This is a genomic window from Bittarella sp. HCP28S3_D9 (assembly GCF_052065655.1).
Lineage (GTDB): Bacteria > Bacillota > Clostridia > Oscillospirales > Ruminococcaceae > Bittarella > Bittarella massiliensis.
In genome coordinates, this window is the sequence record NZ_JBQHTP010000001.1 from 1 (window position 1) to 13,122 (window position 13,122).

A 13,122-nucleotide genomic window follows, 5' to 3' on the forward strand; every position below is an offset into this window, starting at 1 on the left:
GGGGAACCAACCTTGGAGACCGTGCCCGCCAAACACCTGCTGCAAAAGACCCGCTCCCCCGCCCGGCTTGGCGCGGCGTACAACCGCGACCTCTAACGGGGCTGCTGCCACTGCGACAGCCGCAGCGACGACTGCGACCGGGTGCGCGCCAAGGAGAACGCCATCCCCCTGCTGCGGCGGGAGCTGGCGGCCAAGCGACAGACCGGGGTGGTGAGCCTGGGGGCCATGGGCGACTGCTACAACCCCTTTTCTGTGCTATCCTGTAAATATCAAAGAGCGGGCCCAACCCCCGGGGCCCGCGCGGGGGGGGAACCAACCTTGGAGACCGTGCCCGCCAAACACCTGCTGCAAAAGACCCGCTCCCCCGCCCGGCTTGGCGCGGCGTACAACCGCGACCTCTAACGGGGCTGCTGCCACGGCTGCATCTACTGCGACAGCCGCAGCGAATGCTACCGCATCGACGACTTCGACCGGGTGCGCCGCCAAGGAGAACGCCATCCCCCTGCTGCGGTGGGAGCTGGCGGCCAAGCGGCAGACCGGGGTGGTGAGCCCGGGGGCCATGGGCGACTGCTACACCCCCTTTTCTGTGCTATCCTGTAAATATCAAAGAGCGGGCCCAACCCCCGGGGCCCGCGCGAGGAGGAACCAACCTTGGAGACCGTGCCCGCCAAACACCTGCTGCAAAAGACCCGCTCCCCCGCCTGGTTTGGGACCGAGTACAACCTCAACCTCTACCGGGGCTGCTGCCACGGCTGCATCTACTGCGACAGCCGCAGCGAGTGCTACCGCATCGACGACTTCGACCGGGTGCGCGCCAAGGAGAACGCCATCCCCCTGCTGCGGCAGGAGCTGGCGGCCAAGCGCCAGACCGGGGTGGTGAGCCTGGGGGCCATGAGCGACAGCTACAACCCCTTTGAGGAGGGGCAGCGGCTGACCCGGCAGGCCCTGGGCCTCTTTTTGCGGCACGGCTTTGGCGCAGCCATCGCCACCAAGAGCGACCTGATCACCCGCGACCGGGCCCTGCTGGTCGAGCTCTCCGCCCAGGCGCCGGTCATCGTCAAGTTCTCCCTCTCCACCGCCGACGAGGGGCTGGCCGCCCGGGTGGAGCCCCGCGCCCCCTCCCCCGCCCGGCGGCTGCGGGCGCTGGAACAGCTGTCGGCCGCCGGGGTGTTTGCCGGGGTGCTGCTGATGCCGGTGCTCCCCCTGCTGGAGGACGACCCAGACCAGGTGGTGGAGCTGGTGCGCCGGGCGGCGGACGCGGGGGCCCGGTTCGTCTACCCGGCCTTTGGGGTCACCCTGCGGCAAAACCAGCGCGCCCACTACTACCGCCAGCTGGACCGGCACTTCCCCGGCCTGGCGGAGCGGTACCGCGACCTGTACGGCGACGCCTACTGGTGCGCCTCCCCCCGCCACCGGGAGCTCTACGGCGTCTTCTCCGCCGCCTGCCAGCGGCGGGGCCTGCTCTACACCATGGAGGAGATCGTGCGCGCCTACAAGCCCCCCCGCGCCGAGCAGCTCTCGCTGTTTTGACCCCCGCCGCCCGGGGGATGCCGCCACAAAAAAAACAGAGGGCCCGGACAAGCCGCCGGGCCCTCTGCTCTTTATCTCTATCCCTCGCCGCCCTCTCCCCCCAAAGGGAGGAGGGTGACCGTCCCCCGGCCGCACCGCACCAGCCCCTCTTTTGCCAGGGCGGCCAGGGCCCGGTTGACGCTGCGCATGGGCGCCTTTACCTGAGCGGCCAGGGCCTGTTTGTCAATCGCTCCGCGGCGGCCCATCTCCCGCCAGCTCTGCAGGCAGGCGCGCACCCGCTCCTTGACGCGCAGGAGCTGCAGCTGGGTGGCGTTCTCGGCGTACCGGCGCATCTGCTGCGCCAGGTGGCGGATGAGAGCGGTGGTGAGGGCAAAATCCCGCTCCATCCACTCCAGCAGGTAGTCCCGGTCCAACTGCAAAACGGTGCAGTCGCTGGCGGCCATCACCTCGATGGTCTTGAGCCCCTCGCAGAAGATCTCCAGTTCCCCGAAGAGGTCCCCCTCGCCGTAGCGGTCCACCAGGGCGGTGGCCCCGCTCTCGTCCGCCACCCAGGCCATGGCCGTCCCCCGCTCCACCATGTAGATGCAGCGGTTCTCCTCCCCCGCCAGCAGCACCGGCTCCCCCTTGCAAAAGGTGCGCCGGTGCAGCCCGCCTCTCAGGTCTTCCGGCATCCGCTCAAAAAATTCCCGCATCTTTTTCTCCTTCGGGTCAATTGACCTGTTTTCATTCTACCGGCCGCCCTATACTGTTGTCAAGGGATCCCAACCGGCCGCCCTGGGCGGCAAGAGAGGAGAGTATGCAGATGAAAAGACCCATTGTGATCGACACCGACACCGGCTCTGACGACGCGGTGGCCCTGGTGCTGGCGCTGCGCGACCCCGCGGTGGAGGTGCTGGCCATCACCACCGTGGCGGGGAACGTGGGGGTCGAGCAGGCCACCCAAAACGCCCTGATGACCATCGACTACGCCGAGCGGGAGACCCCGCCGGTCTACCAGGGGTGCGCCAAGCCCCTCTACCACCCCCACATCTCGGCCGAGGGGGTGCACGGGGAGGACGGGATGGGCGACCTGGGCACCCTGGTCCCCAGCGCCCGCCTGCCCGAAAAGGAGCACGCCGTGGACGCCCTGATCGCCCTGGGGCGCAGGGGCGGGGTGGAGCTGCTGGCCCTGGGGCCCCTGACCAACGTCGCCCTGGCCATGATGAAGGACCCCGAGGCCATGCGGGGCTACACCCGCATCACCCTGATGGGCGGGGCCTACACCAAGGGGAACACCGGCCACCTGGCCGAATTCAACCTCTGGGAGGACGCCGAGGCGGCCGACTACGTCTTCACCTTCGGCGTCCCCATCACCATGGTCACCATTGAGGCCTGCCGGGACGAGGCCAAACTCACCCGGGACGACTGCGACCGCATCAAGGCCGCCGGCTCCCGCTGCGGGGCCTTCTGCGTGGACTGCAACCGCACCCTCTACGAGGCCAGCGCCCGCTACGGCGAGCCCTACTTCACCCTGCCCGACGCGGCGGCCGCCGCCGTGCTGCTGCGCCCCGACCTGGTGGCCGAGCAATTTGACAGCTACACCCGCATCGAGTGCCAGAGCGAACTGGCCTACGGGGCCACCGTCAACGACCGGCGGCCCCGGGACCGGGTGGAATTCGTCTCGAAGAAGTCCACCTTCCCCCCCTTCAACTGCCGGGTGGTACACCGGCTAAAAGCGGCGGAATTCAAAGAGTGGATGATCGCGCTGATCGCGTAGAGAGGAGAGAGCGCTGTGAAAAAAATCATTCTCGACACCGACACCGGGTCCGACGACGCGGTGGCCATCGTCATGGCCCTGCGGGACCCGGGGGTCCAGGTGCTGGCCTGCACCACCGTCTCGGGCAACATCGAGGTGGAACAGGCCACCTACAACTGCCTGCAGTCCATCGACTACGCCGGTACCTATCGCCCGCCGGTCTACAAGGGGGCGCGGCGCCCCCTGCAGGAGGAATATGAAAACGCCGACCAGGTGCACGGACAGGACGGGATGGGCGACCTGGGCACCCTGCGCCGACCCGCCGACAGCCCCGCGCCGGAATTCGCCGTGGACGCCCTGCTGCGCCTCCTGCGCGAGGGGGCGGGGGACATCGAGCTGGTGGCCATCGGCCCCCTGACCAACCTGGCCCTGGCCATCCTCCAGGAGCCGGAGACCATGAACAAGGTGCCCCACATCACCATCATGGGGGGCGCACACCCCTACAACAACCCCCACACCGTCTGGGCGGAGTTCAACATCATGTGCGACCCCGAGGCCGCCCAGGTGGTCTTCTCCTCCGGCATCCCCTTCACCTTGGTCACCCTGGAGGCCTGTTGGGGCGACATGCGCTTTGACGAGGGCGACATCGCCCGCTTTCGCGCCCGCAGCGAAGCCGGCGCCTTCTGTGTCGACTGCAACCGCACCGCCATCGACCTGGCGCGCAAACTGCACGGCAAGGGCAGCTTCGACCTGCCCGACGCCGCCGCTATGGCGGCGCTGCTGCGGCCCGAACTCGTCAAGACCAGCTTCCCCAGCTACACCCAGGTGGACTGCAAGGGCCGCTTCACCCGGGGGGCCACCCTCTTTGAGCCGATCGAGCGCCGCTTTGTCACCGACGCCTTCGGCCTCGAGAAGCACCGCCCCAACTCCACGGTGGTCACCGAGATGGACGGGGCGGGCTTCAAGGAGTACCTCATGGAGCTTCTCTAACTTTCTTCACCTTCTCCAACAAAACGCCACAGGGCGGCCGGGAACACTCCCGGCCGCCCCTCTTTTTGCGGTGTCACACGCCCCCAGGTCGCTTTATGTATGGGGGTTCCCCAAACCAAAGCTGACGCTCAAGGCGTGGTCGATTTGATCCATAGCGCCCGTATCCAGCTGCCCCATCCGCTCCTTGAGGCGGGTCTTGTCGAGGGTCCTGACCTGCTCCAACAGGACGATGGAGTTCTTGGCCAGCCCACAGGTCCCCCCGGTCACCGAGATGTGGGTGGGCAGGTGGTTTTTGTCCTTCTGACTGGTGATGGCTGCGGCGATGACGGTGGGGCTGTGGCGGTTGCCCACGTCGTTTTGGACGATGAGCACCGGGCGCACGCCCCCCTGTTCCGAGCCCACCACCGGGCTCAAGTCGGCGTAGTAGATCTCCCCGCGCTTGACGGTATTCACGTCTGTCACACTCCCAAAAGAAAATTGCGAAAGTCGCCCGCCGCGGTCCGCGGCTGCTGCCTGCACCCATAGTTTGGCCCGCTGCGGCTCCCCTTAAACACGGGAGGTGTACCCCATTCTATTTTTTGAAAGTGGCTTTGGTGTGGCCGCCGGGCCGCCCTGCCGCCCGCCCCCGAAGGGAGGGCGCAAAAAGAGGCGGGGAGCAGCCGGCCGACCGGCTTTTCCCCGCCTTTTTGCGTCTAAAAAATGGCCGCGAACAGGACCGGCGGCCCGGGCAGAGGGACCGCCCCCCTCACGAGACGGCCTTGAAGTTCTCCACCGCGATGCGGGTCTTGGCCCGCTCCCCCTCGCCGCCGTAGGTCATCTCCAGGGGGGCGAGGGTCTCCCCGTCAAAGGTGAGGGTGTAGGGGCCGTTTGCATCCTCTCCCCGCACGGTGATGCGGCCCTTCTTCTCGGTGACCTTACAGTTTTGGGCCTTGAACAGGGTCTTGATGACGTTGGCCACCGCCGTCCCCCGCATCGGCGCCCCGCCGGGGTTGATGCGCAGCCCCCCATAGGTGAAGGAGAGGTCGGCGATGGTGATGGTGCAGCCCAGCCCCTTGAGGGTCTCCGGACTCTGCACCGTGAACTGGTAGGTGCCCTCCGCCGTCTTTTCCAGGTCGAGGGCGCAGGAAAAGCCCTCGCTCTCCACCGTCACATCGCAGGTAAAGGCCCCCTCAAAGGCGGTGGTGGGGTTTTTCACCCCCGCTCCCCCGTCCTTCTTGCAGCCGGCCAGCCCGCCCAGACAGCACAGCAGCGCCAGGGCGGCGGCCCACCCCCTCTTTGTCCGCGTCATCGCCTCTCCCGCCTTTCCCACAAACTGGTTCCCTCTACTTCTATGCAGGGAGGGGGCCGTTCATGTGCCGAGGCGGGCTAGAGCATCACCACAAAGGCCACGGCCTGGGTCCGGTCGTGGCTGATGCTCACGTCGATGGCCCCGCCCCCCGCCAGCGCCTGGGCGCGGGGGGAGAGGGAGAGCACCGGCTTGCCCCGGCGGTCTCTTAGCACCGAGATGTCCTGAAAGCCGACCCCGCGAAAGCCGGTGCCCAGGGCCTTGACAAAGGCCTCCTTGGCCGCCCAGATGCCGGCGGCCGTCTCGGCCGGGTGGCGGCGCGACGCCAACAGCGCCCGCTCCCCCTCGGTGAAGCAGCGCGCCAAAAAGCGCGGATTTTCCAGGCAGCGGCGCACCCGCTCGATCTCGACGATGTCCACCCCACAGCGCAGCACAGCACAACCCCTCCTCTTTTAAAACAGCGTATCGGCGATTCAAGTAAAAGTAGGTTTCCAGTAAATGGACCAAATGGGCCGACAAGGGCCCCTTCCGCGCACCCGACGTCTCCCCCCACTATACCAAATTCTGTCCGACTTTTCAAAAATTCGGCGGGCGGGGTGTTGAAACCGCCCAAAAAATGTGGTAGAGTAGGGGCAGTAAACGCAGTGACGAAGGAAAGTAACCGTCCACAGACCGCTTCACAGAGAGGGCCCGGCCGCTGAAAAGGGCCCGGGGCGGGCGGGCGGCGAAGTTCCCTTCCGAGCGGCCCCGCTGAACGGCTTGTCTCAATAGGCGGGGACGGCAGGCCCCGTTACGGTTAAAAGAGTGTTTGCTCTATTGGCAAAAATCAGGGTGGTACCGCGGAAGCTGTTGACACGGCCTTCGTCCCTATAACAGGGGGCGAAGGCCGTTTTGTTTTCTCCCCCGTTCCCCGGCCGGGGCAGCGGCCAAAAAACGGGAGGGGCCCACGCCCCTCTGCAAAAAAGGAGTACAGAGATGAAAGAGGCACTGAAGAGGATCGAAGAGGAGGCGCTGGCCCAAATCGCCGCCGCCGAGGAAGGGCTTGACGAGCTGCGGGTCAAATACCTGGGCAAAAAGGGCGAGCTCACCGCCATCTTGAAGCAGATGGGCGGTCTCTCGGCCGAGGAGCGGCCGGTGGTCGGCCAGCTGGCCAACCGAGTGCGCGGCGGCATTGAGGAGGCCATCGCCCAAAAGACCGCCCAGCTGAAGGCCGAGAAGCTGGCCCGCCAGTTGGAGAGCGAGTCCCTGGACGTCACCATCCCCGGGCAGGCGCCCAAACTGGGCAAAAAACACCCCCTGACCCAGGTGCTGGACGACCTGACCGAAATCTTTTTGGGGATGGGCTTCTCGGTGGCCACCGGCCCCGAGGTGGAGTACGACTACTACAACTTCGAGGCCCTCAACCTCCCCCCCGACCACCCGGCCCGGGACACCCAGGACACCTTCTACATCACCGACAAGGTGTTGCTGCGCACCCAGACCTCCCCGGTGCAGGTGCGGGTGATGGAGCAGCAAAAGCCCCCCATCAAGATCATCGCCCCCGGGCGGGTCTACCGCTCCGACGCGGTGGACGCCACCCACGCCCCGGTCTTCCACCAGATCGAGGGGCTGGTGGTGGACAAGAACATCACCATGGCCGACCTGAAGGGCACCCTCAACACCTTCATCAAAAAGCTCTACGGGCCCGACACCGTCACCCGCTTTCGCCCCCACCACTTCCCCTTCACCGAGCCCTCGGCCGAGGTGGACACCCAGTGTTTCGCCTGCCACGGCAAGGGCTGCCGCCTCTGCAAGGGCGAGGGGTGGATCGAGCTGCTGGGCTGCGGGATGGTGCACCCCAAGGTGCTGGAAAACTGCGGCATCGACCCGGAGGAGTACTCCGGCTTCGCCTTCGGCATCGGCCTGGAGCGCATCGTCATGCGCCGCTACAACATCGACGACCTGCGGCTGTTCTCCGACAACGACCTGCGGTTTTTGAACCAGTTCTAAAGGGTGCGAAGGGGACTGCCGTCCCCCTCGCAAACTCCCCCGGCACGGCCTCCGCTCTGCCGCGAAGGCCGCGAGAGGAGTTTTTTCGGCGGCAGAGCTGCCGGAAAAACGAATGCGCGGTAGAGCCGCGCAAAAGGGGCGGCAACACCCCATTTTCTTACACAAACAGATGGAGGAATCGAGTATGAACCTTTCTTATAAATGGCTGCAGGACTACACCCCCTGCGACCTCGCCCCCCGCGCCTACGCCGAGGCCATGAGCCTCTCGGGCTCCAAGGTGGAGGGCTGGTCCAGCCTGGCCGACGAAATCAAAAACGTGGTGGTGGGACAGGTGGTCTCCATCGCCCCCCACCCGGGCGCCGACAAACTGGTGGTCTGCCAGGTGGAGGTGGGCCGGGGCGAGCCCCTGCAGATCTGCACCGGGGCGGACAACCTGAAGCCCGGCGACAAGGTGCCGGTGGCCCTGCACGACAGCGATCTGCCCGGCGGGGTGCACATCCAGCGGGGCGAGCTGCGGGGCGAGATCTCCGACGGGATGATGTGCTCCTTTGCCGAACTGGGCCTCACCATCCACGACTGCCCGGACCAGCGCGAGGACGGCATCATGGTGCTGGAGCCCGACGCCGTCGTCGGCCAGGACATTGTGAAGGCGCTGGAGCTGGACGACCTGTCGGTGGAGTTCGAGATCACCTCCAACCGGCCCGACTGCCTCTCGATGATCGGCCTGGCGCGGGAGACCGCCGCCACCCTGGACCGGCCCCTGCACCTGCCCGCGCCCACCGTCGAGCGCGAGAGCGGCGACATCGCCGACTACCTGAAGGTGGACGTGGAGAGCGACCTCTGCCTGCGCTACGCCGCCCGGGTGATCAAAAACGTCAAGATCGGCCCCTCTCCCAAGTGGATGCGCGACCGGCTGCGGGTCTGCGGGGTGCGCCCCATCTCCAACATCGTCGACATCACCAACTACGTGATGCTGGAGTACGGCAACCCCATGCACGCCTTTGACTACGACCGGGTCGCCGGGCACCACATCATCGTCCGCACCGCCAGAGAGGGAGAACACCTGGTCACCCTGGACGACGTGGACCGCACCCTCACCCCCGAAATGCTGGTCATCGCCGACGAGGCCGGCCCCTCGGTGGTCGCCGGCATCATGGGCGGCGAGCAGTCGGGCATCAGCGACGAGACCACCACCGTCATCTTCGAGGGCGCCTGCTTCTCGGGCCCCTCGGTCCGCCGCACCAGCAAGAAGCTGGGGCTGCGCAGCGAGAGCTCGGCCCGCTACGAGAAGGGGCTCGACCCCAACACCTGCATGAGCGCCCTGATGCGCGCCTGCCAACTGGTGGAGGAGCTGGGCTGCGGCGAGGTGGTCGGCGGGGTGATCGACTGCTACAAAAACCCGCTGAAGCCCTGGAAGATCGCCCTGGACGAGGGCTACATGAACCGCTTTTTGGGCATCGACATCCCCCGCAGCGAGATGGAGGAGTACCTGACCCGCCTGGGCTTTGGCATCGACGGCGGCGACGTGGTGGTGCCCACCTTCCGCGCCGACGTGGAGCACAAGGCCGACGTGGCCGAGGAGATCGCCCGCATCTACGGCTACGACAAGATCCCCGCCACCCTGGCCAAGACCGCCGACGAGGCCGAGCTGACCGAGGAGCAGAAATTCAAGCGCGCCGTGGGCGGCGCCCTGGTGGGGATGGGGCTCAACGAGATCATCACCTACACCTTCATCAGCCCCAAGTACTACGACAAGATCGACCTGCCCGCCGAGAGCCCCCTGCGCGACAGCGTCACCATCCGCAACCCCCTGGGCGAGGACACCAGCGTCATGCGCACCACCGCCATCCCCTCCATGTTGGAGGTGCTGGCCCGCAACTATGCCAACCGCAACCTCTGCTGCCAGATGTACGAGATCGCCACCGAGTACCGCAAACAGGGCGGCCCCGACGACCTGCCCGACGAGAGCGAGGCCGTCCTCATCGGGATGTACGGCGGGGAGAGCGACTTCTACCGCCTCAAGGGGATCGTGGAGAACCTGCTGGAGGCCACAGGGGTGAAAGACGCCGTCTTCCTGCCCGAGAAGGGCGACCCCACCTTCCACCCCGGCCGCTGCGCCAAGCTGCTGCTGGGCGGGGAAGAGGCGGGCACCCTGGGCGAGATCCACCCCCACGTGGCCCAGAACTACGGCATCAAGCAGAAGGTCTATCTGGCCCGCATCCCCCTGGCGGGGCTGCTGAAAAACGCCCGCAGGGAGATCAGCTACCGGCCGCTGCCCAAGTTCCCCGCCACCACCCGCGACCTGGCCCTGGTCTGCGACGAGGCGGTGCTGGTGGGCGACATCTCCCGCGCCATCGCCGAGAGCGCCGGCAGCCTGCTGGAAGGGGTGGAGTTCTTCGACATCTACCGCGGCAAGCAGATCGGCGAGGGGAAAAAGAGCGTCGCCTACAAGCTGATCTTCCGCTCGGACAGCGAGACCCTCAAGGACGAGCACGCCGACGCGGCCGTGGAGCGGGTGCTGGCGGCGCTGAAGCCCCTGGGCATCACCCTGCGCAGCTAATATTTTCCAGATGTGGACGGCATTTTTCTTGATTCTTGGGGCAGGATAGTGTATCCTACAAAGAGAGGTGATCGCTATGCAGGACAAAACCATGACCTTTTCCATCTATGAGGACAAGGAGGACGAGACCCGCCGCATCCTCACCCAGGTCTACGACGCCCTGAAACACAAGGGCTACAACCCCATCAACCAGATCGTGGGGTACATCCTGTCCGAGGACCCCACCTACATCACCACCTACGACAACGCCCGCAGTCTGGTGCGCAAGCTGGACCGCGACGAACTGCTGCGCACCCTGGTCAAATCCTACCTGGGCGAATAGGCGCTCTGTCATCTGAGATCCGCCCGCCGCCCCCTGCCGGGACGGCGGTAAAGGGACGCGGACTCCCCCTTCGGGAGTTCGCGCCCCTTTTTTGTTTTCCTTGCCAAGGCCCTGACAGAGATGTATCATAAAGGGGAAATAATTTTACATCTTGCAAAGGGGAAATAAACGGGCGCCCCTGCAAACAGGCAGGGGCGCAAAGCCACAGGGTCTTCTGCACGGGGAATGGCGGCGGCCGGTCGCCGCATTCGCCCCTGCTGCGGGGCCAGTTGGCAAAAAGAGGGGGTTTTACCGTGAGATTTGCAAAGAGACAGCGGGGGGTGGTCGCCCTCGCCCTGCTGGTGGCGCTGGCCGCCCTGTCGCTCTCCACCTGGGCGGAGGAGGCCCCTTATGCCGGGCCGGTCTTCACCTGGGCGGCGGCGGGGGACGGGGTCGCCGTCACCGGCTTTGACGACCGGTACCTCGCCTCCCTCACCGAGGCGCAGAGGGGGGACATCGCCATCGCCATCCCCGAAACCATCGGCGGCAAGCCGGTGACCGCCATCGGCGATCTGGCCTTTTACAACAACACCCACCCCTCGTACAAGGACTGCCGGTTCACCTCGCTGGACCTCTCCCAGGCGACCCACCTGGTCCAGATCGGGGAGATGGCCTTTGACAGCCACAGCGAGCTCACCGGCCCGCTGGCCCTCCCCACCTCGCTGGAGGCCATCGGCAAACAGGCCTTTATGGGCTGCCGGTTCACCGGCTCCCTCGACCTGCCCGCCGCCCTCACCACCCTGGGGCAGGGGGCCTTCAAGTACAACACCGGTCTCACGGGGGTGCGCTTTCCCGCCGGGCTGACCACCATTGAAAACGCGGCCTTTTCGGGCTGCACCGGTCTGTCGGGGGAACTGGCCCTCCCGAACTCCCTCGAGAAGATCGGCGCCCAGGCCTTTCAGTCCTGCACCGCCCTCACCAGCACCCTGGTCCTGCCCGAGGCGCTGACCTTCCTGGGCTCCCAGGCCTTTTACGGGACCAATTACTCCACCGCCGTCCTCCCCACAGACCCCGCGGTCGTCCTGGAAAACGGCGGCACCGCCTTTCGCAACTGCACCCGGCTGACCGCCCTCCTCTGCACCGGGGAGAACTACGCCGCCTACAGCCAATCCCTCACCTATGCCGACGCCAAAAAGCTGCTGGGCTACCCGGTGCGCGTCTCCTATGCCGACGGCTCGGCCCCCGCCCTCGAGCGGCTCTTTGGCCGCCCCCTCAACCTGGTCAAGGGCGCAGATGGCCACTGGGCGACGGACAGCAGCTTTGCCCTGCCGGCGGACGACAGCGGCAGCGGCTACCTGACCCGGTGGAGCTTTGCCGAGGGGGGGAGCGCCGTCTCCCCCACCAGCGCGGTGAGCGGCGCCACCCTCTACCCCGTTCGCGGCTACGCCGACCCGGTGCTGACCCCCAGCGACAGCCGGGTCTCCAAGGTGTACGACGGCCGGCCCGTCGAGTTGAAAATCGACATCTCCCACCCCCTCAAGGGCGACAAGGTCTTTTTCTACTGCATGTGGACCAAGGTCCACAACTATCAAAAGGACAAAGACAGGTGGTCCGCCGACAACTGCTGGACCGCCGTCGACGTGGCTGACAGCGCCCCCGGCGGCGGCGACTGGTACCAGGTGACCGTCTACGGCTACGACTACGCCACCAAGACCAACTTCTACAAGAGCCAGACCCACTACTTCTACCTCGACATCCAGCCGGCCGACGCCACCGTGCTGCCCGTCTGCGCCGGGGACGCCCCGCTGGGGTCCGGCCTCCCCTCCCTGGCCCTGGGCGAGGGCAGCACCCACGGCGCCATCGCCTGGGAGGAGGGCCAGACCCCGGTGGCCGGCACCGCCAACTACCGCTGGACCTTTGAGCCCGACAGCGACAACTACCGGGGCGCGGGCGGCGAGGTGGCGCTGACCCTACACCCGGCCCCGGACATCGCCGTCGAGGCGGGGGCGGGCGGCGCTGTCAGCCGGGAGGGGGAGATCCTCTGGGGGGAGGACGCGGTCTACCGCCTCACCCCCGACCCTGGCTACCGGGTGGACGCCGTTCTGGCCGACGGCGTCCCGGTGGCGGCGACAGGGCGCTACACCTTCCCCCAAATCAGCGGGCCCCACACCATGCAGGTCACCTTTGCCCCCCTGCGGGCGGAGGAGGCCGAGGAGATGATCGACGCCCTGCCCCCGCTGGACGGCACTCTCGCCCCCGAGGAGCAGGCCGCGGCGGAGGAGGCCGCCCTCGCCGCCAAGGTGCACACCGAGGCCCTGAAAAAGGGCGGCACCGCGCTCTCCGCCGGGGCGCAGGACGCCCTCAACGCCGCCCTGGCCCAGCTCTCCACCGTGACAGTGGAGGGACCGGACCACCCCGCCGTCGCCCTCAACCGGCCCGCCGCCCTCCTCTCCAACATGAGCCAGGAGGAGGCGGCCGCCCTGCAGGCGGGGGAAATCAGCCACTACCGCCTCTCCCTGCAGCGCGGCAGCGCCGCCCCCGACGGCCGGGAGCAGGCGGCCATTGAGACCGCCGCCCAGGGGTACGCCCTGGCCGACCAGCACAGCCTCACCCTGCAAAAGATCATCACCCGGGGGGAAGACACCGAGGTGGTGACGGTCGAGCGGCTCGCCGCGCCCATCTCCCTCACCTTCGCCGTTCCCCCCGCCCTGTAAGCGCCCGACGGCATCGCC

The 13,122-nt window shown here is 66.9% G+C and carries 12 protein-coding genes, 1 pseudogene and 1 other annotated feature; of the genes and pseudogenes, 9 read left to right on the top strand and 4 right to left on the bottom strand.

Going from position 1 to position 13,122, the window contains the following annotated elements; translation table 11 throughout:
* Positions 1-141: 141 nt before the first annotated feature.
* From ACTNAU_RS00005 to ACTNAU_RS00015, 3 genes and pseudogenes are all read left to right on the top strand, one after another.
* Positions 142-402 carry a hypothetical protein gene (locus tag ACTNAU_RS00005; protein ID WP_441097151.1) on the top strand — a complete coding sequence of 87 codons (261 nt, stop codon included), beginning with the start codon at positions 142-144 and terminating at the stop codon, positions 400-402.
* Positions 403-583: pseudogene (locus ACTNAU_RS00010) on the top strand (radical SAM protein); the annotation flags it as partial.
* 68 nt (positions 584-651) lie between these two features.
* Complete coding sequence (locus tag ACTNAU_RS00015; RefSeq protein WP_441097152.1) at positions 652-1,530, top strand: SPL family radical SAM protein; 879 nt, start codon at positions 652-654, stop codon at positions 1,528-1,530.
* A 77-nt stretch (positions 1,531-1,607) separates the two neighbouring features.
* On the opposite strand, the gene ACTNAU_RS00020 is transcribed toward ACTNAU_RS00015, so the two are convergent.
* Complete coding sequence (locus ACTNAU_RS00020; protein WP_185916588.1) at positions 1,608-2,222, bottom strand: Crp/Fnr family transcriptional regulator; 615 nt, start codon at positions 2,220-2,222, stop codon at positions 1,608-1,610.
* A gap of 110 nt (positions 2,223-2,332) precedes the next feature.
* On the opposite strand from ACTNAU_RS00020, the gene ACTNAU_RS00025 reads away from it, so the two are divergent.
* Together ACTNAU_RS00025 and ACTNAU_RS00030 are read left to right on the top strand one after the other, a co-directional pair.
* On the top strand, positions 2,333-3,286 hold the full coding sequence (locus ACTNAU_RS00025; protein WP_441097153.1) for a nucleoside hydrolase: 954 nt from the start codon (positions 2,333-2,335) through the stop codon (positions 3,284-3,286).
* Between the two features lie 15 nt (positions 3,287-3,301).
* Complete coding sequence (locus tag ACTNAU_RS00030; RefSeq protein WP_441097154.1) at positions 3,302-4,255, top strand: nucleoside hydrolase; 954 nt, start codon at positions 3,302-3,304, stop codon at positions 4,253-4,255.
* A gap of 93 nt (positions 4,256-4,348) precedes the next feature.
* Here ACTNAU_RS00030 and ACTNAU_RS00035 read toward each other — a convergent pair whose 3' ends face one another.
* The 3 genes from ACTNAU_RS00035 to acpS all read right to left on the bottom strand — a co-directional run bounded on the left by ACTNAU_RS00035 (position 4,349) and on the right by acpS (position 5,974).
* The gene (locus ACTNAU_RS00035) at positions 4,349-4,717 is read right to left on the bottom strand and encodes a type II toxin-antitoxin system PemK/MazF family toxin (RefSeq protein WP_021660723.1); all 369 of its coding nucleotides are present in this window, start codon (positions 4,715-4,717) and stop codon (positions 4,349-4,351) included.
* Between the two features lie 283 nt (positions 4,718-5,000).
* Positions 5,001-5,543 carry a hypothetical protein gene (locus ACTNAU_RS00040; RefSeq protein WP_185916585.1) on the bottom strand — a complete coding sequence of 181 codons (543 nt, stop codon included), beginning with the start codon at positions 5,541-5,543 and terminating at the stop codon, positions 5,001-5,003.
* A 77-nt stretch (positions 5,544-5,620) separates the two neighbouring features.
* Complete coding sequence (acpS, locus tag ACTNAU_RS00045) at positions 5,621-5,974, bottom strand: holo-ACP synthase (protein WP_216402081.1); 354 nt, start codon at positions 5,972-5,974, stop codon at positions 5,621-5,623.
* 201 nt (positions 5,975-6,175) lie between these two features.
* Positions 6,176-6,412, top strand: a binding site (T-box leader).
* Between the two features lie 103 nt (positions 6,413-6,515).
* On the opposite strand from acpS, the gene pheS reads away from it, so the two are divergent.
* From pheS to ACTNAU_RS00065, 4 genes are all read left to right on the top strand, one after another.
* The gene (gene pheS / locus ACTNAU_RS00050; protein WP_021660720.1) at positions 6,516-7,529 is read left to right on the top strand and encodes a phenylalanine--tRNA ligase subunit alpha; all 1,014 of its coding nucleotides are present in this window, start codon (positions 6,516-6,518) and stop codon (positions 7,527-7,529) included.
* 184 nt (positions 7,530-7,713) lie between these two features.
* The gene (pheT, locus tag ACTNAU_RS00055; protein WP_441097155.1) at positions 7,714-10,089 is read left to right on the top strand and encodes a phenylalanine--tRNA ligase subunit beta; all 2,376 of its coding nucleotides are present in this window, start codon (positions 7,714-7,716) and stop codon (positions 10,087-10,089) included.
* A 76-nt stretch (positions 10,090-10,165) separates the two neighbouring features.
* Positions 10,166-10,411, top strand: a complete 246-nt coding sequence (locus tag ACTNAU_RS00060; protein ID WP_021660717.1) for an IreB family regulatory phosphoprotein — start codon at positions 10,166-10,168, stop codon at positions 10,409-10,411.
* Between the two features lie 293 nt (positions 10,412-10,704).
* Entirely contained in the window at positions 10,705-13,104 is a 2,400-nt protein-coding gene (locus tag ACTNAU_RS00065) for a leucine-rich repeat domain-containing protein (RefSeq protein WP_441097156.1), read from the top strand.
* Positions 13,105-13,122: the final 18 nt, after the last annotated feature.